Below are 22,505 nucleotides of genomic sequence, written 5' to 3' on the forward strand. Positions count from 1 at the left end.
TTGATTAAATCGTATTTTTGGGCTTGCAAATAACCCCCCCTAGGGGATATAGTGATCAGTGAGGTGATAACATATGTCAGACCATCATAAACATCGCAAAAGTATAGTAAATCGGTTAGCCAGGATTGAAGGACATGTTCGTTCTGTGAAAGATATGGCTGCATCAGATAGAGATTGCGGTGATCTACTTATTCAAATAGCCGCTATTCGTTCAGCACTTGACAATTGTGGCAAACTGATACTAAAGGACCACCTTGAGGGTTGTGTAGTCGAAGCTGTCAAAGAAGGTGATGATCAAGTAATGGATAAATTAAACGACGCTATTGACAAATTTATACGTTAGAGGAAGGTATATTAATGGAGCATCAAATTGAACAACAAAAGAATTCATCGGAAACAACAAAACATTTAATCATCACAATTTTAGCTCTAGCATTACCAGCAGTAATCGAGAATTTTTTTCAAACAATACTTGGATTTGTAGATACGTTATTTGTTTCAAAGCTTGGTTTAATTGAAGTGTCTGCTGTCGGAGTTACGAACGCTATTTTGGCTATTTATTTTGCAGTATTTATGTCGTTAGGGGTTGCAACAAATGTTTACGTAGCAAAAAATATAGGAGCAAATAACAAGGAAAAAGCGAGTCAAATTGGCCAACAGGCCATTATTTTGGCGACATTATTTGGTATTTTCTTTGGTGTTATATCGATATTCTTTGCTGAATCTCTATTACTCTTAATGGGTGTAGAACACGATGTGTTAAGTGCTGCAGTTACATATTTTCAAATTGTAGCCATCCCTTCAATTTTAATATCACTAATGTTTGTACTTAGTAGCATTATGCGAGGAACTGGTGATACTAAAACACCTATGAAAATAAGTGTTACGATCAACCTATTAAATATATTATTAGATTATATTCTCATTTTTGGATTTTTCTTAATCCCTTCTTTCGGACTTGCGGGCGCTGCCTTTGCTACTGTCATTTCTAGGTTTATTGGTGTAATTGGCTTAACAATCTACTTAGCAAAATCGAACATTCTTGCATTTAAGAAAAAAAATTGGAAGATTAATAAAAAGTCCCAGCTACAATTAATTACATTAGGTGCCCCAGCTGCTGGAGAAAGACTTGTTATGAGAGTCGGCCAGGTGCTTTACTTTGGGATGATTGTTGCTCTTGGAACAAACACATTTGCAGCCCACCAAATTGCAGGAAATATTGAAATATTTTCTTATATGATTGGGTATGGATTTGCAACAGCAGCAACCACATTAGTCAGTCAAAAGCTTGGAGAAAAAGATTTTGCAGGAGCGCAAAGGTATGGGAATTATTCGATTCTAATTGGCACGATTGCTATGACTATTTTTGGTCTACTACTCTTCTTCTTTGGTGAATGGGCAGCATCATTTTTCACAACAGATACTAATGTTATTCAACAGATCACACTTGCATTGAAAATAGATGCATTTATTCAACCAGTTCTTGCATTTGTTCTCATCTTAACAGGAATTTATCAAGGCGGAGAAAATACTAAATTTCCGATGTATACAACTGCAATCGGGATCTGGTTAATTAGAACACTAGGTGTTTATCTACTAGGATTATACTTTGGTTTCGGAATTGCGGGCATATGGATTGCAATTGGTTTAGATAACTTATTTAGAGCAATCTTTTTGTGGATACGATATAAAAATAATAATTGGATAAATAATATAACAAAGTTGGAAGCATAACTTTGTTAATTATAAAGAACTTTGTTCTTACCATGCGTTCAATTATCTTTTTTTAAAAGCATTATTCGTAAACTTTGCTACTATCGTTCCTATACTAGATTATATATACGTTTTTCACTCAAAAGTCATCGCTATATGGAAGAAAAGATGCCACGAAATGTTGGAGTATACATGTTTTGTGCTTAGTATGGTAACTACAATACATGGGGAAAAAGTACTTCATTCAGATATAAATTAAAAGGGAGTTATAAGATTTAGAATGTAATCTATAAGACTCCCTTTTGTTATGCTCATTTATTTATCTACGTGTGTAAGTTTTATAAATTAACAAGGATGAAACTAATAATTTAGAATATGGAAAAATCATTGAAGGTCCAACCACATTATAACCTATCTCTTATTGAATCATATAGTAAACAAGGTTTAGCACAACCGCTACAGTAAGTAAGGTAACTGCGACTGTTAACTGAATGTTGACTATTTCTTTTTTAAGAATATTTTTTTGCATTTGTTGCTGTTCTTGCTCTTTTATCGTATCAGGATCAACCTTGTAATCTACTAAACTGTTAGCATGTTTTTCTTTCGAACGAAAATCTTTACCCGAACTCATCAAAAAAACAGGAGTGAACCAACGCTCCAATAAATAAAAAATCGTGCAAAGCGTTAACATAAGTAATCCAAATATAAATGTGTAGTTTGTTAGAGTAAATATAAAACCTTTATCATTGACAAATAAGAAACTTAACACGATACATAGCAGTAATATAAAAATACTTAAGATGTATTTTGTATGTTTGTAAGAATACACAAATATCTTTCCTTTCTTACAATGAGTAATGATCTATCTGTATAGGTTGTTGTTATTAATTTCATATACAGCTCGTGTTTAGTTGCATATAATTTTCTAGAAAATCTCGTTTTGCAACATTAAATAACATAACTATTAAATGACAACAAGAGCTCATTAGTAAATATTGAAAATAGATTATTAAAGATTTAGATGTTCAAAATAATGTATTTCTGACATGCTATTCATATAAATGACAAGCAACAAAATGACCTTTTTTGACCTCCACCAGCTCAGGTTTTATTTCTTCGCATTCTTTTTTGACATAAGGACATCTTGTGCGAAAATGACAGCCACTAGGAGGGTTCATTGGACTTGGCACGTCTCCCTGCAGAACGATACGTTCCCTGCTTTGTTCAATATCTGGATCTGGGATAGGTATAGCTGAAAGTAGAGCCTGTGTATACGGATGAAGTGGATCCTCATACAATTCTAAACTTTCTGCTACTTCAACTAGTTTACCGAGGTACATGACACCAATGCGATCAGATATATGTTTGACCATCGCTAAATCATGAGCGATGAATAAGTAAGTTAGCTTGTGCTTTTCCTGTAATTCTTGAAATAAATTAACAACCTGTGCTTGGATAGATACATCTAACGCTGATATTGGTTCATCTGCTATAATAAATCTCGGCTGAACTGCTAGTGCTCTAGCGATACCTATACGCTGGCGCTGTCCACCAGAAAATTCGTGTGGATACCTGTTTGCATGATTTTTATTTAAGCCAACCAATTCTAACAACTCGTATACTCGTGCAAGCTTTGCCTTTTTATTCTTTTTGTACATTTTTTGTGCATCCATTCCTTCAGCAATGATCTCAGTGACTGTTAACCTTGGATTTAATGATGCATATGGATCCTGAAAGATCATTTGGATATCACTGTGTAAGGCTCTTTTTCTTTTTTTGTCCATTTTTGAGATGTCTTCACCATCAAATATAATTTCACCGCTTGTAGCTTCATATAACTGCAATATTGTTCTTCCTGTTGTTGATTTTCCACAACCTGACTCTCCTACTAAACCAAAAGTTTCACCTTCATTTACTGTAAAAGATACGTCATTTACTGCTTTAAGCTTCTGGCCTCCTCCAACTTTAAACTCTTTGTGTAAATTCTTCACTTTTAGTAACGGCTTAACGTTTCCCATTATACATGTCCCCCTATCTGCATAGGCTGATGTATCGGAGGAACCGCTGGATCCTCAAGCCAACAAGCTACTTTATGAGTTGCTGATTTAGTAGTTTCATAAGGATATTCTTCGGCACAAATATTCATAGCGTAATCACAGCGCTCTGCAAATGGACAGCCGTTAGGTGGGTTATTCAATGGTGGTGGTGTACCAGGAATTGATGTTAACCTTCCGTGTTCCCTCGAATCTAGACGGGGGACAGACTTTAACAATCCCCATGTATAAGGGTGCCTAGGGTTATAAAATATTTCTTCTAAAAAGCCTTGTTCCACAATCTTTCCTGCATACATAATCATAACTCTCTGTGCAATATTAGCTACAACTCCTAGGTCATGTGTAATTAAAATAATGGATGTATCGATCTTTTTTTGTAAATCTTTCATTAAATCTATAATTTGAGCTTGTATCGTTACATCAAGTGCAGTAGTGGGTTCGTCTGCAATTAACAGCTTCGGGTTACAAGCTAATGCAATGGCAATCATGACACGTTGTCTCATTCCACCACTAAATTGATGTGCGTAATTATTTAATAGTTTTTCAGGGTTAGGAATACCTACTAAACTAAGCATTTGAATAGCTTTCTGTTTAGCAGCTTCCTTTGATAACCCTTGATGCTTTATTAGGCCCTCGCTAATTTGTTTGCCAATCTTCATTGTTGGGTTTAACGAAGTCATCGGGTCTTGGAAAATCATTGATATTTCAGCGCCACGTACTTTTTGCAGTTCTTTATCGTTTAGTTTGGATATATCCTTTCCTTCAAATAGTATTTCACCTGATTTATAGCGCCCTGGAGGCATTGGGTTTAACCCGACAATGGTTTGAGACGTAACACTTTTTCCAGAACCTGATTCTCCTACTAAGGCGATTACTTCTCCCTTCTTCACTTCAAAGCTTACTCCTCGTATTGCCTCAATTTCACCTTCAAATGTATCAAAAGAAAAGTATAAGTCTTTTACTTCTAATAGCTTTTTCATTAAGTCTATACCCCCCTAAGCTGAAAAAAATAGTTGATTATAAGGCTATTGATATTTAGTACATTGAATAAATTAACATAGAACATTTCTGTTATTTTCGAAGTCTTGGATCTACTGCATCACGTAAACCGTCTCCAAAAATACTGAACGAAAGAATAATCAAAGTAATAATCGTTGCTGGGAAAAATAACAAGTGTGGCTCTAAAAGAAGTAACTTTCTTCCATCATTGACTAAAGAACCTAAAGACGCATCTGGTAATGGTACACCTAAACCAATAAAACTCAGTACAGCTTCAGCAAAAATAGCTGCTGGTATCGTAAAAGACATGTTTACCATCATAGGACCCACCATATTAGGAATAAGATGTACACGTATGAGTTTCATAGGTTTTGTTCCTAAAGAACGTGCTGCTAATACGTATTCTCTACTTTTTAAGCTCATTACTTGACCACGGATGAGGCGGGCCATCCCCACCCAACCTGTAAGAGCAATTGCGATAATAATAGCTAATATTCCTCGTTCAATGACCATTAATAGTAAAATTGTAAATATAATGTTAGGTATACTTACGATTATTTCTATAAAACGCATCATGATAAAATCAATTCTTCCTCCAAAGTAACCCGCAATAGCTCCATAAACAACGCCAAAAATAACATCTAATGTTGCTGCGACAACACCAATGAGTAGAGATATTTTTGCACCTTCCCACGTCCTGGTCCACATATCTCGACCTAATGTGTCTGTGCCAAACCAATAATCATTTTCCATCGTGGGTTCCATTTTAATACTGTCATAATTTTGGTAGTCTGCATCATGTTCATTCATATATGGACCAGCAAACGCCATAAAAGTAATCACTATTAGGAAAAACAATGAAATCATGGCTGGTTTATGCTTTTTTAAACGGCGCCAAACATCTTGAGAAAAAGACATACTTTTATACTGCTTATCATGATCAGCTTTATAGATACTCTTGTCTAAAGGCTGGAATTTATTATCTTGAATCATAGGATCTGTATTCATGCTATTCAGTCCCCCCTATGATACGAATTCTTGGGTCAACAATAGAATACAATAGGTCCACAATAAATAGACTAATGATGTATAAAATCGCATAAAATAACGTCAAACCCATCGTTACTGTATAATCTCGTGTTATGACTGAAGTTACTAATTCCTTACCAATACCTGGGATGGCGAAGATTTCTTCAACGACTAATGAGCCTGTCATACTGAAAATGATTACAACTGGTAAGCTAGTGATGAGTGGAATCATCGCATTTCTTAAACCATGTCTCATAAGAACAAGAGGCTGAGACAACCCTTTAGATTTTGCAGTTTTTATATAGTCTTGTCCTAATACTTCGAGTAGCTCCGAACGCATCATCCTTGTGTAATATGCAAAACCTCCTAACGCAATTGCTAACGAAGGTAGTATCGTATGTTTATACGATTCAAATTGCGCAATAGGTAATAATTCTAGTTTCCCTGCAACTACATATTGGAGTAGTACTGCTGCTACAAAGCTTGGAATTGCGAATCCAAATACGGCAATACCGACAGCTAAATAATCTATTAATGTATTTCTCCATATCGCAGCAATAATGCCAAGTAATATTCCAAATGGGATACTTAACGCAACTGCTTGCAACCCGATTGCCGCAGAAGGTCCAATTTTCTCTGCAATAATAGTCGTTACTTCTCTATTTTTTATTCTGTACGATACACCGAAATCAAGTTGTACAACATTTGACAAATATATTGCATACTGTTCTGGTATCGGTTTGTCTAATCCGTACTTTGCTTTCATATTTTCTAACACTGCTGGTGGAATTTTGTCTTCTTCAAAAGGCGTTCCAGGAATTGCTTTCATAAAGAAAAATGATAATGTACATATTACCCATAAAGTTAAGATCATAAAACATAAACGCCGGAGGAAAAACTTTAGCATACTTATCCATCTCCTATCTTGGTGTGACTTGAAAAAAGAGTAGTCAAGTTAAATCAAGGTATATGTACAAAACATATACCTTGATTATTTTGAAATTCAAATTAGTACATACCTTTTGAGTTAAAGCAATAACGATAGAAGTTACGTTTGAATTTTTTTACTTTTCTGTTACCGATGCCCATTTGTAAGATGATCTTGGACCAACAGCATGAGTGACAATACCATCAACATATGTTCTTTCTAAACTATAATACCCATCATGTGATAGAGGAATATATGCATAATCTGACACAACAATTCTTTCCAGTTCAGCGTATAAGTTAAATTTCTCTTTCATGTCATTCGTTGCTCTAACATCCTCAAGTACTTGATCATATTTCTCACTTACATATCCATTTTTGTTAAACGATCCTGTTGAAACAAATAAATCTAAATACGTACTTGGCTCATCATAATCTGCAGTCCACCCTGCTGCTACTAAATTGTAATCTCTACTATCCATTAATGCTCTTCTTATTTTGGAGTCTGTTTGTTTTATCGTAAATGGGACACCGATTTCTCCCCATTTTTGTTGTAAGTACTGCCCTGTTTTTGCCCAATCATCACTTTGATAAACGATTAATTCAAATTCTGGAACGTCTTCACCAATTTCAGCTTTTGCTTCTTCAATGAGTTGTTTAGCTCTATCAAAATCAAATTTTAGCAAATTAGAATTTTCTGTGAATTCAGAACGGAAATCTACACCTGATTGTGAACCAGCCATACCTGGAGGAATGATACCACCTGCAGGAACCTGCGTTCCTCCCCATGCAACTTGACTCATTTCTGCACGATCAAAGCCAATTGCTAATGCTTCACGAAATTTTGCATTTCTTAAATACTCACCTTGGAGACCTTCTGCTTCTTGGTTTAATACAAACCACCACGTATTTGCTCTTGTACGCAACGTTGCTTCATCACTATTTGCATATTGATCAATATAATCACTAGGGAGAGCTACACCATCAATATCACCTTGCTCATACATTTGCATTCTTGTATTATCATCTGAAATCCATGGCATGTTGATTTTATCAAGTTGAACCGTATCCTTATCCCAATATTTTTCATTTTTCGCTAAAACAACTACTTCATCGTGGGACCACTCTTCTACTACAAAAGGACCTGCATAAAGCATATTACTTGCTTCAGTTCCATACACATCTACACCGCCAACTTCTTCAAAATACTGTTGTTGAATTGGTACTAACGATGGAAAAGCAAGTAACTCTAGAAACGCTGGGCTTTCTCCATCCACTTTAATCTCTAGTGTTTTATCATCAAGTGCTTTGACACCTACAGCATCTTTCGCAGTTTGTATAGCTGTTTCAGCTTCAGCCTCGTTTTCTGGAATTTCCATATACACCAAATCCGCCGCTCCAGTAATTAATGTAATTTCAAACAAATACCCATATTCTGCGGCATTACGTGGATCCATCACAGTCTTCCAACCGAATTCAAAATCATAAGCCGTTATAGGCTCACCATTTGACCATGTTGCGTCTCTTAAATAGAATGTATAGGTATTATTTTCAAAATCATGACTTTCTGCTAAGCCGTATTCAATAGTAGCACCATCTTGTCCTTTTCTCATTAACCCCTCTTGAATGTTATTTAAGAGAAGTAAATCTTGAGTATAGGCACCATAGACAGGACTTAATGAAGTAGGCTCACTCATAATGGTGTTATAAACTTGTTCACTATTCGTGCTTTCAGCTTCCTTATTGTTATTATCACTACTACTTTCGTTACTTTTTTGAGATGATGAATCGGATGTCTGTGAAGCTCCTTCACTATTGCAACCAGCAAGACCAAGTACGACTGCCAAAACAACTGTTAACATAACCATTAACCAACTTGTTCTCTTTTTCATAATTTCCCCTCCTCTTATTTTTGCGTGAGCCTTGAGTTACGGAAACATTACCGGTAACCTTTATTGCAATCTTCTGTGGGTGCTGTCATTTAGTGATTACAATTGTTCCACGCTCTTACATATGTATTTTGCAAGATGTGTGCCAAGGTAAATGTGTATCAAAGTATTTGAAGTCAATGTACAAATTGGATATCGTGCTCATATACAGATGTGTGATAAAAACAGGGATTTTTGTTGAAGGATAAATAATCTGTATTTAGTTATGGACGGTGATAAGAGCTTGTTAGTTATGTGTATATGTATCCATACACATTGTAAAAATATTTTAAATATTCAATGTTTTTATCTTCTATGTTGTACATATAGATCCTTCTGCTCTAGTGATACACACTAACAAAATAAGCAGCGTTCTTGGCTTTTTTCTTCTTTAGAATTCTTGTTATAATGATAAAACTACTATCTACCTGTTTAAATTTTATTGAAAAGGAATTCAGCTTACGAAAAGTTCCTACAGCAATTTTTCTTCTTTTTGAAACCATGTTGGTATTTTTACGTAAATTGGACAGCATGAATTTGATAGGTTTACTAATCAAATGTTATATTGTGTTAGTTTTGTATGACATTCATTAATGTGTCCGACACCAGATTGAAACCGTTATTAAACACACCTACGGATGTTTTCATTATTAATTTTCAGTCATATAACAAAAGTAGTCTCAGGAAGGTGCTTTCCCAAGACAACGTTTATAACCTATATATTCTCCATTTTTAATTCATCAATAATATTATCTTTTTTTACTTTAGTACTGGAATACAGCATAGATACAACTACAATTAAAAATATAGCAATAATAACAATTATCATATCCGCCCAAGGGATCGAAAACTCAAGTTTGATTGTGTTCATCATGGCCCGGTGAATGGCATAGATGATTACGATACTTATTGGTAAGCCATATAACAAAGACTTTATTCCGTAAAAGAAACTTTCATAATTAATCATTTTGTTAAACTCTTTAGAAGTCATACCAATTGATTTTAGCATTGCAAATTCTCTTTTACGTAAAGCAATACTAGTTGAAATCGTATTAAATATATTTGCAACTGATATCACTGTTATGAGTATCGTAAATCCATAGGAAAATACTTTAATTAATAGCATCAGCTGTTTGTTTTGTTTTCGTTCTACATGAGAACTATAAATAGAGAAATTGGCATCATTTAGCTCTTCGATTTCAGTGTATGTTTGCATTGGATCGGAAGATGTTAAATAGAGGTCCGTAAAAAAGTTTTGAACATAATTAGTAGGAAACAGTTGTTCCACTAAGCTTTCTGGTATGATGATTTCAAATTCTAGGAAATCTAAAGTAATATCCCCCATTGGAAATTGGTCTGTGACGGCTGCTATTTGGACAGAATTTATAAATGTTTCCCCTGCTTGTTTCCCTGTTCCAAAAACTTTGTCAATTAAACTTATTTTCATTTCAGGTTGTGCATAAATAGATTTTTCTTCAATTATTTGTTGCGTCTTTTCGTCTATGTGTTTAAATGTATCTATCAATATTACATTAAGCTGATCCGAATTCTTCAACTTTTCGGAGTCTACATTAATTGACTTAGCATATTCAACGAAGCTATCTTCATCCAGTACATTTACATCTACTCTATAAAGAATTTTTCCCCCTTCTTTTTTATCTGCAGGACCTATCCGTTTTTTAGCGTCCTCGGGTACGAAGTTAGCATCGATCCAAGAGTATAGATGCATTTTTTTTACAATACTAGCACTCGTTACATAATCTAGCGTAGATAAAGACTTTAACATTGCTGTATCTTCATTTCTAGTTGTTACTTGAATGTCATAATTAACGTTCCTTTGTGAAAGTTCTATTGATTTTTGTAAATGATCGGTAAAAAAAGAAACCGATATAAAAAGGATAATGCTCACCACAAAAGAAAAGATCGTTATTTGATACCTTTTTTTATTTCTCTTTACATTTTTTAAAGCGATTTCAGCCTGAATTCCAAACAAGTTCCGTATAATTTTGGATGTTTTAATTTCTTTCCCTGTTAGCTTGACATCTTGCGTTTGGCGTATGGCATCAATAGTTGAAACTTTTGAAGCTTTCCGAGCTGGTAAATAACATGATATAAAGATTGAAAGTAGTGAAACACCCACTGCAACCAACATTGACATTGGCGTAACGGTTAGTATTAATAGTTTTTCATCTATATTTAACGATTGTTGTATGAATGTGTTAATGATTGAGAGAGTAATCATTACACCTATTAACCCCATAATAATACCTATTGGGATACTAATGAAGCCGACAATTGTTGCCTCGAACAAAACAGAATTACGTTTTTGAATCTTTGTTGCTCCTACACTGCTTAACATGCCTAAATATCGAGCACGTTCAGCAAAACTTATGGTAAAGGCATTATAAATTAAGGCTACCGATCCAACTACAATTACCGCTATAATAATGATTTCTAAAGCAAAGATGGACATTCTTAAGTTTTCTTTCCCTGTCACACCATAATAATTCAACAAGTGAGTATTATATTGGATCTTATCAGCATCGATATTATTTTTTTCAGCTAAAGAACTCGAGGTATCATATAAAGATTGACTGACTTTATCTAGAGCAATATATGCATCAACTGTTTTGTTTGCTGGAAATAAATTCTCATCCAAATAGCTAATAATCATATATCCAGGTGTAGATAATGTTGTATCCCATGATGGACTTTCAATCTCCCCAACAATTGTATAAGTTTGTGTTTTTGTATTTATTAATGTTTCAATGTTAACCCCTTCTGCCTTTTGTAATGGTACCATTTGGTCTAAAGGTTCGCTAGCACTCTCGCCAGTTACATATCGTTCTCCTATTTCTAATGTTAATCGGTCACCAACTTCATATTTTCCACCTGTATTTGTTGCGAGATTTTTAGAAATAACGACTTCATGATCTGCTGTGGGGAATCTTCCAGCAAGTAATTCAAACGGAAATTGGTTATATGCCTGCGTATTATATTCTTTTACAAATAAATAAGGCTTACTCTTGTTATGTGTTCCTTCTAAAAGAGCAGTCCCAACATCATTTGCAAGCGACATTGCCTTTATATTCTCATCCTGTTTAATACTTTCAATCTGATTTTTATAAATATCATTGTAGACAACATGCCATTCCCCAGTTTGTTCCATCGCATTTTCTTGCAGGGCACTTATAAATGAGGTCGTAAGCGTCGCTGCAGCCGTCACCATTGCAACAGAAATAACGATCCCAATAACGGTTACGATTGTACGCCTTTTATTTTTCTTCAAATGCCTGAGGGTTAGTTTGTTAATAATATTCATGGACGAATGACCTCGTTTTTGACAATTCTTCCATCTTCAATAGATATAATTCGATCTGCTTGCAAAGCAATTTTTTCATCATGTGTAATGACGATCAATGTTTGGTTATATTTTTTATTAAACAGTTTTAATAAATTTATTACTTCATTACTGTTCTTGCTATCTAGGTTACCTGTCGGCTCATCCGCTAACATAATGGTCGGATTACTAATCAATGCTCTTCCGATCGATATTCGTTGTTGTTGTCCACCTGAAAGTTGATTTGGTAAATATCCTAAGCGGTTATTTAGCCCTATGGTCGTAACGATTTCATTAAGTAGCTTGTTATCTACTTTATGTCCATCGAGTAATAATGGCAACGTAATATTTTCTTCAACGGTTAATATCGGTATTAGATTATAAAATTGATAAATTAAGCCTATTTGCCTTCGCCGAAAAACAGCTAATTGAGTCTCGTTTAGCTGATAAATATCGGTGTTATCGACTAATACTTTTCCGCTTGAAGGTCTGTCGACACCTCCCAGCATATGAAGTAGTGTTGACTTCCCAGATCCTGACGGACCAATAATTGCGACAAATTCACCTTTATGAATCGAAAATGTAACATCATCAAGTGCTTTAACTGCCGTGTCACCTTTACCGTATATTTTAGACAGATTATCTATTTTTAAAATTTCCAATGGTATAACCTCCAAAAGTCGACGTACTTCTAATATAACTGTCTAAAATGACTATCCAATGACTCTAAAATGACAATATAGTCACCTACTGATATTATATAACTTGTTTATAAAACTTAATCAAAAAGCGTGTTCCCTCACCTTCCTTACTCAGAACCTCAATATCACCGTTTTGACTAGTAATGATACTGTAAGCTATCGCTAGACCAATACCGATACTATCGGTATTGGCATTTTTTCCTTTATAAAAACGTTTGAAAATATAAGGTATGTCTTCCTTTGGAATCCCTTTTCCATTGTCAGCAATGATGAGTTCAGTGAACAGCGCATTTTCTGAAAAAGAAATGGTAATTACACCACCGTCAGGCGTGTGTTCCACACAGTTTTTTAATATATTTATAACAGCTTCGGCTGACCAGTTAAGGTCCCCAAGAAAAGATGTTGTGTCTTCACCATTAATTGATAATACTTGTTCTTTAATATCCATCGGAATCAAAACAGGATCTATTGATTTTTGGATAAGGTTCTTCACGTTTATTCGATCCTTTTTGAATTGAACCGTTCCTGCATCAATTTTAGATATCTTTAATAATGAGGAAACAAGCCATTCAATACGCTCAATTTGAATACGTAGATTATGAGTGAATTCATCTCTTTTTGCTACCGGCAGCTCATCATCACTTAACAAATCTGTCATTACCATCATTGAGGTGAGCGGGGTTTTAAGCTGGTGGGAAATATCTGAAATAGCATCAGTTAGCTTGCTTTTATCTTGTTGCAATAGAGATTTATGCTCCGATAGCATTGACGTGACCTTATAAATATTGTTCTTTAGTATACTTAACTCACCTTCTTCGTTATCACGGACATCAAGAGTGTAATCACCTGAGCTAATTCGGCGCAAATAATGAGAGAGCATTTCTATTTCTCGGTATCTCCGGTGTGTAAAAATGAGGGTGATACTAATTAACATTGCTGAACATATGAAAATAAGTACCATTGCACTAATTGACAACAAACCTCCAAGCATCGCTGCACAAAGGCTAAACAAACACATAATAAATAAAAACATTTGTATCTCTTTATGACGTAACAAGCTATTCACCAACCCTATACCCTAACCCACGAATTGTTTTGATTATCGTCGGTTTTTGAGGATGATCCTCTAGCTTTTCACGTAGTCGCTTAATATAAACGGTTAAAGTGTTATCGTTTACAAAATCCCCTGCTACATCCCAAATCTGTTCCAATAGCTGGTTTCTTGAAAGAACTTGACCGATATGGTTAGCGAAGATAAGTAAGAGACGATATTCTAAAGCTGTCAAGGTAATTTCCACTCCATTTTTATACACTTTACCTTCATTTGTATTAATTTGAACATTTTCTATTGTAATGACAGATTTTGTCTGTGTCTGCTTTTGGTATCTTCGTAAAACTGATCTGATCCTTGAAAGTAGCTCACGAATACGAAACGGCTTAGTTATATAATCATCTGCCCCCATGTCTAGACCCATTACAACATTAACTTCATCATCAACCGCAGTTAAAAAAATCACCGGAACATCCGCTTGTTTTTTCACAATACGGCATAAATCATACCCACTGCCATCAGGCAGAGATAAATCAAATAAACATAACGCTAATTCGTCTAATTGATCTGAGATCTCCTTTTTCGCACATGCAACATCATGACAAAGAATTGTAGAATAGTTTTCTTCTTGCAAAGAATATTCAAGCCCTGAAGCAATCGTCTTATCATCTTCCACAATCAATATTTTCATCTCATATTCATCCTATCTTTGTATTTCTTGCGCATATTTAAGTTCTAACCTTTGATTTAATCTAAACTTATTTTAGTTTTTAAAGATATATCATATGTAAACGAGCTCGGCAGTTGTAGCTTCTAGATTTTAACGAATTAATTGTTGTTTTCCGAATCAAGTAATAGGAATGTATACCACTATCGCTCTCTAAAAAACGATGTTAAATGTATTAACCCCCTTCTTACTATGCTAGTTTGGTCAGAATTTCAACAAATTTGCCGAAAAAAGCCAGATTTAATTATGAATTACATCCACCACTGCTATAGGTTGCTTATGATTATTTATAGTACGCCAAACCAGTAGTTTATACAAACTACATACCTCCACAAAATCTTTGAGCTAATTTTTAAACTAGGCTATTTAGCATTGATTGTTGTTTTTTTGGTTAAAGATGGAACCTTACCTCACTGCTTTGCTCCATAACAAAATAACCACCTACATTGGAGGTGGCTAATTTTGTTATGTTTTTATTAATATCGATGGCTATGATCATGATGAGTAACCCATGCATCTTACCACTCAAATTATAATGATAATCTTCTTTTAGGCACAATCATTATCCTTCCAAATCACTCGCAGGGCCGAAGAATTCATAATGAATGTTGTCTTGTGGTACACCTATTTCTTTTAGTAACTGATACACTGTTTTCATAAATGGAAGAGGACCACAGAAATAAAAATCAGCGTTTGTGTTATGAACTATTTGTTGTAACCACTCTAGTGTAATGAATCCTTCATGGTCAAATGCTTTATTATTTATATCATCTACCGTTGGAGCATTGTAGCTATAGTATGCTGAAATTTGTTCATTTTTTGACGTAACAGCACTTACCTCATCTTTCATCGCATGAACATTTCCGTTAATAGCCGCATGGATAAAAGTAACTTTACGTTCAGGTTGAGTATCCGCGATCGTATTAAGCATACTTACCATTGGTGTAATTCCTACCCCTCCACTTAATAAGACAACATCATTTTGTACTTCAGTATTAAGTACGAAATCACCAGCTGGGGCACTAAGGTTTAATATATCCCCTTCTTGTACGTCATCATGTAAATAATTAGAAATTTTACCGTCAGGAATATCCCCCTGTCCCGTTTCTCTTTTAACACTTATACGATAATGCCCTTTTTTTGGAGCATCTGATAAACTATACTGGCGAATATGAGTGTATTCTTCACCATCAATGCTACATTTTACACTAATGTATTGACCTGGTATAAAGCTAGAAATAGCTTGTTTATCTTCTGGTTTTAAATAGAAAGATGTGATGACATCACTTTCCTTGACCTTTTTATCTACAATAAACTTCCTAAAACCTTTCCAACCACCATGGCTTTGTTCAGCTTCATTATACATATCGGCTTCAACTGAAATAAACGCATCTGCAATCACACCGTATGCTTTTTCCCATGCATTCATGATTTCGTCTGTCGCGGCGTCACCTAACACATCTTTAATAGCTAATAACAAGTGCTTACCTACTATCGGATATTGTTCAGCTGTAATTCCTAAACTTCGATGTTTATGGCCAATTTGCTTCACCACAGGAATAATGGCTTCTAAATTATCAATATATTTTGCCGCATTATATACTGCACTAGCTAATGCTTTTTGTTGTCTACCTTGCTTTTGATTAGCGTGATTAAAAATATTCAATAATTCAGGATGATTTCCAAACATTAATTCATAAAATCTAGTTGTAATAGCTTCACCATGTTCTTCAAGTACTGGAACTGTTGATTTAATAATTTCAATTGTTTTTTGATCTAGCATCTTCTATCTCTCCTAGTCAAGTTGTTATTATCGTTTACAATGTAATTATAGTAAAAACTAAGACCTCAGCTTGTGATTTGAATCACATATAATTTGTCTAATTTGTGACAATGATTTTCCTTCAGAAAAAACGACCTTTCAGATTTAGATATAAGCTCACTGAAATCAGATTAGAATATCATACGTCTAAACCGAGATAAAACCTCTTACAGCTAAAATATACCCTTTTTAATGGAATTTATGTATTTTAAACGTAAAGTATGGACGTCTATTAGTTCTTTCTTTATAATAGTTCCATGAAACATATATTTCACGGAACTATTAATGCGAATATTATAGACTCATAGTTAAGGGTGAACGATTATGTCAATCTTTCATAAGATTAATCAATCAGATGAACTACAAACTTTAGCAATTGACAATGACTATACTGATGTCGAAAAAAACTATCACTATTTTTCTAACATGCCTCAATTTATACAGGCATATTTAATAAGTAGAATTTCTTTAAACTATTCAACAAATACAATTCAACGCTACATATACGACTTCAAGTTTTTCTTCGAGTACGTCATCGAAAAAGCGAGTATTGAGCTTAATATGAATGACATTACGTTGGATGATTTTATAGCTTTGGAGCCCTCAGGGGTTAGAAATTACGTTCGTTATCTTGCGATTGAACAAAAAAATAATCCAAAAACAATTAATAGAAAATTATCAGCGTTAAAATCTGTCTTCTCTTATTTGCAGCAACAAGACGTAATTATAAGTAACCCAATTGAAGGGATCGAAAGACCTAAAGTAGGACGTTCTGAGCCGGTATTCTTAACAAAACAGGAATGTAGTGAATTATTAACATTTATCAATAACGAAGATAATTATAAATCTAACAGGGAGAAAACTTATCAACAGTTATTTAAATATAGAGACATTACAATCATTCACTTAATGATGATGACAGGATTACGGATTTCAGAATTATGTAGCTTACAAGTACATAATATTTCATGGCATCGGAAGGAAATTACAGTTATCGGTAAAGGTAGTAAACAAAGAAGTGTCCCCTTATCAGACGACACACTTAACAATATACAATTGTATCTACATAAGCTTGATGAAGACAATCGTCCCACAAAACCAAATGATCCACTCTTTGTCGGTTATGATTTTAAATTAAAAAAACTAAAACTCGGAATTTCAGTTAGTGCAGTACAAAAGATGATCAACCGCCATCTAATTAGAGCAAAGGAACACCTGCCATTTTTGACATACAAACATATTACTGCACATAAACTCCGACATAGTTTTGCAACAGAGCTAGCTCAGCAAGGGGTTGATGTATTAACGATTCAAAATTTATTAGGGCATGAATCTGTTGCAACTACTCAAATTTATGCACATATCCAAAGCGAAACGAAGAAAAAAGCAATCGCTCTACTTAATGATGGATAGATCATTTGCCTAATGATTGATGTACAATGCTCTAGTTTTATTGAGATGGTTTTATAGAAGGTGAACTACCTTAACCTTGTCATTTTACGTGTGTATTAGTTGCATAAAAGCATGCGATATCAGCTTAATATAGTGAGTGATGAACGAAATCTTTATTATCCTCTACGCGAACAGGTTATACAATCACTCAATATAATCACCACAAATTTATGTTGAGTATTAATCATACAAATAAAAAGGACTATATATGTCAGAAATGACACTTATATTAGTCCTTTTATTAGTTTTTTTCATAATCCTAGTAAAAAATACATATCTTCTACCTTCGAAGTTAATACTATACATAAATATAAAATATTTCCTGTTTCAAAATATAGGAGAACAATCATGCAAGAAAAACTTTTTCCTTATCAAGTTGCAATACTTATCTACATGACTCAAATTAGTGTAGGTATTTTTAGTTTACCTCGTGTTACAGCAGAAGCTTTTGGAACGAACGGCTGGATTGGAATAAGTATAGTATCAATGATTTTCGTAGTGAATATTTTACTAATAGGGCTTGTATTTCATTATAGTAAAGGTAAATCGATCTTCCAGATTTTTAACAGTCATTTGCCCAATTTCTTAGTAAAGCCATTTTATATTATTATTGCTTTAATTTATAGTTCACTTAGCATCTTAATAGCTAAAAACTTTCAATTAATAATAGGTATGCAATATTATCCGACAATGCCACCATCATTATTTGTTATTATGGTTTTACTTATCACCTACTGGCTCGTTAGGAGTGGTATATACCATATTGCAAAAGCTACAGTTGTTTTTTTTATAACAATTTTAATTGTTTTCGTATTGGGATATAATCTAGGGGAATTTAGACTAACAAGATTAACACCCTTTATTTTTGAGGGAGAGAAAGAACTGTTAAAAAAAGGTAATCAAGTTGCATTGCACTTCTTAGGTATCGAAATGTCATTATTTTTAATACCGTATATCGCAAAATTAAAAGGAGCTTTTAAGCCAGTTTTATTTTCCCAATTATTGCTTACTTTCATATATTCCATAACGTGTCTAATTTCATTCGGTTTCTTTAGCTATGACCAATTATCTAATGAAACGTATCCGTTATTAACGATGTTTGAGTATATTGAGTTCCCTTTTATAGCGCGAGTTGAAGGGATCGTAATCCATTTATTTTTGTTTGAAGTACTCATTACGATTATTGTATTTTTTTGGGGGGCCGACCAGTTAATCCAACATGCAATTCCTAAAATTTCTCCAAGACTTTCGATCATATGCTTATTGCTCGTTTCTTTCCTATGTACTATTGTAGTAAATACTCAAGTTGAATTAGAAAAGTGGATTTATTTTCTTCGTTCAGCTGAGTTCATTATCGCATTCTTACTCCCAATATTACTTCTATTATTAATTAGTATTTCAACATTACGCAAAAAACTTAAAAAATAGTCTAACATGTTATTGTGCAGTTATGTTTACTATTAAAAAATAACAATAAGAACATATTTTAGTTTACATAATATTATTATTTTATACTTATATGATAACATAGATTATTTATATATATTTGGTTATCAATATACAGCTATTACCGTACCACATATTATAACAATAACCTTTATTTTAAATCAGTTAGTACGACTAATGAACGCAATATTATTAGCTAACCCTTGTTAAATACTTTTTCATCACTATATTCAGCCATATGATATGAACAAGAAGACCGATAGCATATAATAAAGCTACACGATTACTATCCTCCATAAAGATGATTGCTGGCCAATAAAAGGGTACAATTCCAAACAACATCGTCCAACTATTGTGAAAAATATATGGTGGGACAGGTGTGAAAAACATTAGTGTAAGGACCTTCGAAATTGCTAACCCTTCTACTTTATTTGATGCAACAGTAACCATAATAAGTGATAGTAACGGTGCTTCCAATGCCAACATGACTGCAATTGGGAAAAAATTAATAACATGCCAAGGTACTAAACCTTGTAACATAATAACTATATAAGACAGAAAGAATGTTAGAACAGCTGGGCTAAAAACCCTGAACATGAAGTACCCAGGCTTCGTTAATGGAGTCACAGCAAAATAAAGATCAACACCTTCATCTTTTTCATCTAATAAAATAAACCCCATTAACACTCCCATCCATAAAGGCGTCATTAATAATAACAAACTAATAATAAAGGGATAATGATTTGATAGATCAAATTGAAATGTGCCAAGTACCCAGCTCTGAATAACTGGTAAGACGAACCGTGCAGTCAATCCTAAAATAAAGGGAAAACAAATTGCGATGACAAGTATCGGGTCTTTAATAATATTTCTAGCGTCTTGCGCAGCTAATGCAGCTACTCGTTTCATTATTTGCTCCCTCCTATACGTAACACAATAAATTTATAAAAAGCCTTATATGCAAATACATAAACGACCAATATCCAAACAGCTTGAATGATACAAGCATATATGAACTGTGAAACAGTTATTGTATCGAGACTGCCATCAAGTAACAACAGTGTAGCTCTTGTCGGTAATAAATTCATAAGCCATGTATCATAAATGTTGAAATACTCTAATAAAGGAAGAAAAAACACAATGATGTATAGAGGTGATAAATATAAGTACTCGTTCACTGAAGAAACCCTTACAGCTAAAATTAGTCCAAGTAAGGTAAAGAAAATTGAAGTTAACACCACTGCTACAGAAAAGGTGAGTATATTCAATTGATCATGATGGAAAATGAGCATGGTGAAAGTACTCGACATTAGCGCTAATATAGTAAGTGACATTATTTTTGAGATGAGGTACTCATGGATGCGAAGTGGTGTAACGAATAACGAATCTAAGGTTGCTTGCTCACGCTCTAATAACACAATTCCACCAATAAAGAAAAAGCCTAAGGCAGAAGGGTCAGAAAAAACTATAGCAATAGAGACTTTTTCCAAATGGGCATCAGGTAACAAGTGAAATACGATCACATAGAATAGACACACTAATGCGTATGCATAATAGAACCCTTGACGCATCTGAAAGCGAATATCCATTCCAACCGCATGTACAAGTCTCATGCCAATCTCCTTCCTGTCATTTCAATAAAAATATCTTCAAGTGTCGCTTCTTGTGTATGAATAGTTAAAAGTTCATAATTTCTAATAATTTGCTGAAAATCTTCATTCTCTCCTAGATTCATTAACGGAAATTCGTCAGCATAACAAGATTGATTGTTCCGATATTCTAATTTAACGATTTTTCTTCCTTTTGATAACTTTAAATTTTTTGGAGAATCGATTGCCGCAATTGTACCGTCTACAATGAAAGCCACACGATCACATAAATGTTCTGCAGTCAGCATATTATGAGTTGTTATAATAATTGTCGTACCTCTCTCCTTTTCTGCTAGAATGAGGTCTTTTATTTTTTTTGCATTTACTGGATCAAGCCCAGATGTAGGTTCATCTAAAAATAGAATGTTTGGATGATTAAGTAAGGCACGACAAAAATTCAATCTCATTTTCATACCTTTTGAAAATTTACTCACTTTCACATTAGCGTATTCCTCAAGGCCAACGAGCTTTAATAGTTTTTCTGGGTCACTCGTTTTTTCTGCATACATTTTGTTAAAAAATCTCAAATTTTCTAATGCAGTAAACTTTTGATAGAAATTAGGAAATTCAAATGCAACACCTATTTGTTCATAGTAAGTTGAGTTTAGAGAATGCAACTCATTTGAATTAACTTTCACGCTACCCTCGTAATTTTTTAACAGTCCTATCAAAATCTTTTGTGTTGTACTTTTTCCTGCACCGGATGGGCCTAAAAAGCCAAATATTTCTCCTTTATTCACACTGAAATCAAGGCCCCTAATCGTTTTTTCAGTAACTCCTGGATATTGATATCTAAGCTTAGCAACTTCAATCAACAAAATCACCCCATAGTTAGCATTTGATTTAAGAGCATAGAATGTATGGATGCTTACCCTGAAACCATTACCGCTTTTACTTAAAACCTGATTCCAATTGCGCTAAAGCTTGGTCAATAGCGTCAACAACATTAACGTTAGGATGTTGAATACAATAATATGCCACTGAAAAAAGTGCACCTATTATAGATCCAGCAAGTGTAGTGACAGCTAAATCATTCTCATCACAACCAAGCCTCTCGGATATCAGCTTTGCAATTAACTTTGCAGTCCCGCTAGCATGAATTAATGTTGCTGCACGGAGTTCAGGTACAGACATAATTAGCTTCATTCTCTCTTGAAGTGCTTCTTTCCCTTCCTCTGGAATGTAAGACATCCCCTCATTTACTGCTCCTCGAAAAGCTTGGATTGGTGTAAGTTCCTTCGACTGCGCTTGAAATGCTTTAATTAAAATTGGATCATAATCATCGTCAAGTACGACAGATTCCTTCGTTGGGAAATAGCGAAAAAACGTACTTGGCGATATTTCTGATGCCTCTGCTATTTGTTCAACAGTCGTATTGGCATAGCCTTGCTGTTCAAACAAGGCTAAAGCATGATGTTGGATAACGGCTCTCGTTTTTGCCTTCTTTCTATCTCTGAGACTTGCCTTTTTATGCTCAGTCATCGAATCGCCTCCTAGTTTGAAGTCGGACTTTAATTGTGGAATTATATTGATAGTCTATGCTAATTGACAGTCACTGTCAATTTTTATGAGACATATTTTTTTATCATTTTCCTTATGAACCTTATTAGCTAGGTAGCCCGCTTCATTCAATTGAATGGTTTTATTTGACTGCAAACTTTTATGTT

19 protein-coding genes are annotated in these 22,505 nt (G+C 34.2%); 4 read left to right on the top strand and 15 right to left on the bottom strand.

Translation table 11 applies throughout. The annotated features are described in order from the left end of the window. Positions 1-73: 73 nt before the first annotated feature. Together V1503_RS22590 and V1503_RS22595 are read left to right on the top strand one after the other, a co-directional pair. The gene (locus V1503_RS22590) at positions 74-343 is read left to right on the top strand and encodes a metal-sensing transcriptional repressor (protein ID WP_410629243.1); all 270 of its coding nucleotides are present in this window, start codon (positions 74-76) and stop codon (positions 341-343) included. Between the two features lie 14 nt (positions 344-357). Further along, on the top strand, positions 358-1,734 hold the full coding sequence (locus V1503_RS22595; RefSeq protein WP_214481761.1) for an MATE family efflux transporter: 1,377 nt from the start codon (positions 358-360) through the stop codon (positions 1,732-1,734). Between the two features lie 397 nt (positions 1,735-2,131). On the opposite strand, the gene V1503_RS22600 is transcribed toward V1503_RS22595, so the two are convergent. From V1503_RS22600 to hmpA, 11 genes are all read right to left on the bottom strand, one after another. Beyond that, entirely contained in the window at positions 2,132-2,542 is a 411-nt protein-coding gene (locus V1503_RS22600; protein ID WP_410629244.1) for a hypothetical protein, read from the bottom strand. Positions 2,543-2,762: 220 nt separating this feature from the next. Then, positions 2,763-3,731, bottom strand: a complete 969-nt coding sequence (locus V1503_RS22605) for an ABC transporter ATP-binding protein (protein ID WP_410629245.1) — start codon at positions 3,729-3,731, stop codon at positions 2,763-2,765. Next, on the bottom strand, positions 3,731-4,747 hold the full coding sequence (locus V1503_RS22610) for an ABC transporter ATP-binding protein (protein WP_410629246.1): 1,017 nt from the start codon (positions 4,745-4,747) through the stop codon (positions 3,731-3,733). The genes V1503_RS22605 and V1503_RS22610 overlap by 1 nt, the downstream gene beginning before the upstream one ends. 91 nt (positions 4,748-4,838) lie before the next feature. Next, positions 4,839-5,774, bottom strand: coding sequence for an ABC transporter permease (locus V1503_RS22615; protein WP_410629247.1), 936 nt, complete (start codon positions 5,772-5,774; stop codon positions 4,839-4,841). A gap of 1 nt (position 5,775) precedes the next feature. Continuing rightward, the gene (locus V1503_RS22620) at positions 5,776-6,702 is read right to left on the bottom strand and encodes an ABC transporter permease (protein WP_214481766.1); all 927 of its coding nucleotides are present in this window, start codon (positions 6,700-6,702) and stop codon (positions 5,776-5,778) included. A gap of 157 nt (positions 6,703-6,859) precedes the next feature. Continuing rightward, on the bottom strand, positions 6,860-8,614 hold the full coding sequence (locus tag V1503_RS22625; protein WP_410629248.1) for a peptide ABC transporter substrate-binding protein: 1,755 nt from the start codon (positions 8,612-8,614) through the stop codon (positions 6,860-6,862). A 751-nt stretch (positions 8,615-9,365) separates the two neighbouring features. Next, positions 9,366-11,972 carry an FtsX-like permease family protein gene (locus tag V1503_RS22630; RefSeq protein WP_410629249.1) on the bottom strand — a complete coding sequence of 869 codons (2,607 nt, stop codon included), beginning with the start codon at positions 11,970-11,972 and terminating at the stop codon, positions 9,366-9,368. Continuing rightward, the gene (locus V1503_RS22635; RefSeq protein ID WP_410629250.1) at positions 11,969-12,652 is read right to left on the bottom strand and encodes an ABC transporter ATP-binding protein; all 684 of its coding nucleotides are present in this window, start codon (positions 12,650-12,652) and stop codon (positions 11,969-11,971) included. Before V1503_RS22635 ends, V1503_RS22630 begins: the two co-directional genes overlap by 4 nt. A gap of 94 nt (positions 12,653-12,746) precedes the next feature. Next, a complete protein-coding gene (locus V1503_RS22640; protein WP_410629498.1) occupies positions 12,747-13,748 on the bottom strand; it encodes a sensor histidine kinase in 1,002 nt (333 codons plus the stop codon). Position 13,749: 1 nt separating this feature from the next. After that, on the bottom strand, positions 13,750-14,433 hold the full coding sequence (locus V1503_RS22645; protein ID WP_410629251.1) for a response regulator transcription factor: 684 nt from the start codon (positions 14,431-14,433) through the stop codon (positions 13,750-13,752). Positions 14,434-15,031: 598 nt separating this feature from the next. Then, positions 15,032-16,252, bottom strand: a complete 1,221-nt coding sequence (hmpA, locus tag V1503_RS22650; RefSeq protein ID WP_410629252.1) for an NO-inducible flavohemoprotein — start codon at positions 16,250-16,252, stop codon at positions 15,032-15,034. A 363-nt stretch (positions 16,253-16,615) separates the two neighbouring features. Here hmpA and V1503_RS22655 point away from each other — a divergent pair, with 363 nt between their 5' ends. Continuing rightward, on the top strand, positions 16,616-17,704 hold the full coding sequence (locus V1503_RS22655; protein WP_410629253.1) for a tyrosine-type recombinase/integrase: 1,089 nt from the start codon (positions 16,616-16,618) through the stop codon (positions 17,702-17,704). Between the two features lie 387 nt (positions 17,705-18,091). After that, positions 18,092-19,171, top strand: a complete 1,080-nt coding sequence (locus V1503_RS22660; protein WP_410629254.1) for a GerAB/ArcD/ProY family transporter — start codon at positions 18,092-18,094, stop codon at positions 19,169-19,171. 210 nt (positions 19,172-19,381) lie between these two features. On the opposite strand, the gene V1503_RS22665 is transcribed toward V1503_RS22660, so the two are convergent. From V1503_RS22665 to V1503_RS22680, 4 genes are all read right to left on the bottom strand, one after another. Next, positions 19,382-20,098, bottom strand: a complete 717-nt coding sequence (locus tag V1503_RS22665) for an Rv2686c family ABC transporter permease subunit (protein ID WP_410629255.1) — start codon at positions 20,096-20,098, stop codon at positions 19,382-19,384. Continuing rightward, positions 20,098-20,802, bottom strand: a complete 705-nt coding sequence (locus V1503_RS22670) for a fluoroquinolone export ABC transporter permease subunit (RefSeq protein ID WP_410629256.1) — start codon at positions 20,800-20,802, stop codon at positions 20,098-20,100. The genes V1503_RS22665 and V1503_RS22670 overlap by 1 nt, the downstream gene beginning before the upstream one ends. Beyond that, entirely contained in the window at positions 20,799-21,653 is an 855-nt protein-coding gene (locus V1503_RS22675; protein ID WP_410629257.1) for an ABC transporter ATP-binding protein, read from the bottom strand. Before V1503_RS22675 ends, V1503_RS22670 begins: the two co-directional genes overlap by 4 nt. Positions 21,654-21,729: 76 nt before the next feature. After that, entirely contained in the window at positions 21,730-22,320 is a 591-nt protein-coding gene (locus tag V1503_RS22680; protein WP_410629258.1) for an acyl-CoA-like ligand-binding transcription factor, read from the bottom strand. Positions 22,321-22,505: the final 185 nt, after the last annotated feature.

Origin of the sequence: Nanhaiella sioensis (assembly GCF_046557775.1) — a bacterium.
Lineage (GTDB): Bacteria > Bacillota > Bacilli > Bacillales > SM2101 > Nanhaiella > Nanhaiella sioensis.

Bases quoted from the DNA above. Each gene is read 5' to 3' on its own strand.
- V1503_RS22590 (WP_410629243.1), top strand. From the start codon at position 74: ATGTCAGACCATCATAAACATCGCAAAAGTATAGTAAATCGGTTAGCC.
- V1503_RS22595 (WP_214481761.1), top strand. From the start codon at position 358: ATGGAGCATCAAATTGAACAACAAAAGAATTCATCGGAAACAACAAAA.
- V1503_RS22605 (WP_410629245.1), bottom strand. From the start codon at position 3,731: ATGGGAAACGTTAAGCCGTTACTAAAAGTGAAGAATTTACACAAAGAG.
- V1503_RS22610 (WP_410629246.1), bottom strand. From the start codon at position 4,747: ATGAAAAAGCTATTAGAAGTAAAAGACTTATACTTTTCTTTTGATACA.
- V1503_RS22615 (WP_410629247.1), bottom strand. From the start codon at position 5,774: ATGAATACAGATCCTATGATTCAAGATAATAAATTCCAGCCTTTAGAC.
- V1503_RS22620 (WP_214481766.1), bottom strand. From the start codon at position 6,702: ATGCTAAAGTTTTTCCTCCGGCGTTTATGTTTTATGATCTTAACTTTA.
- V1503_RS22625 (WP_410629248.1), bottom strand. From the start codon at position 8,614: ATGAAAAAGAGAACAAGTTGGTTAATGGTTATGTTAACAGTTGTTTTG.
- V1503_RS22630 (WP_410629249.1), bottom strand. From the start codon at position 11,972: ATGAATATTATTAACAAACTAACCCTCAGGCATTTGAAGAAAAATAAA.
- V1503_RS22645 (WP_410629251.1), bottom strand. From the start codon at position 14,433: ATGAAAATATTGATTGTGGAAGATGATAAGACGATTGCTTCAGGGCTT.
- hmpA (WP_410629252.1), bottom strand. From the start codon at position 16,252: ATGCTAGATCAAAAAACAATTGAAATTATTAAATCAACAGTTCCAGTA.
- V1503_RS22655 (WP_410629253.1), top strand. From the start codon at position 16,616: ATGTCAATCTTTCATAAGATTAATCAATCAGATGAACTACAAACTTTA.
- V1503_RS22660 (WP_410629254.1), top strand. From the start codon at position 18,092: ATGCAAGAAAAACTTTTTCCTTATCAAGTTGCAATACTTATCTACATG.
- V1503_RS22665 (WP_410629255.1), bottom strand. From the start codon at position 20,098: ATGAAACGAGTAGCTGCATTAGCTGCGCAAGACGCTAGAAATATTATT.
- V1503_RS22670 (WP_410629256.1), bottom strand. From the start codon at position 20,802: ATGAGACTTGTACATGCGGTTGGAATGGATATTCGCTTTCAGATGCGT.
- V1503_RS22680 (WP_410629258.1), bottom strand. From the start codon at position 22,320: ATGACTGAGCATAAAAAGGCAAGTCTCAGAGATAGAAAGAAGGCAAAA.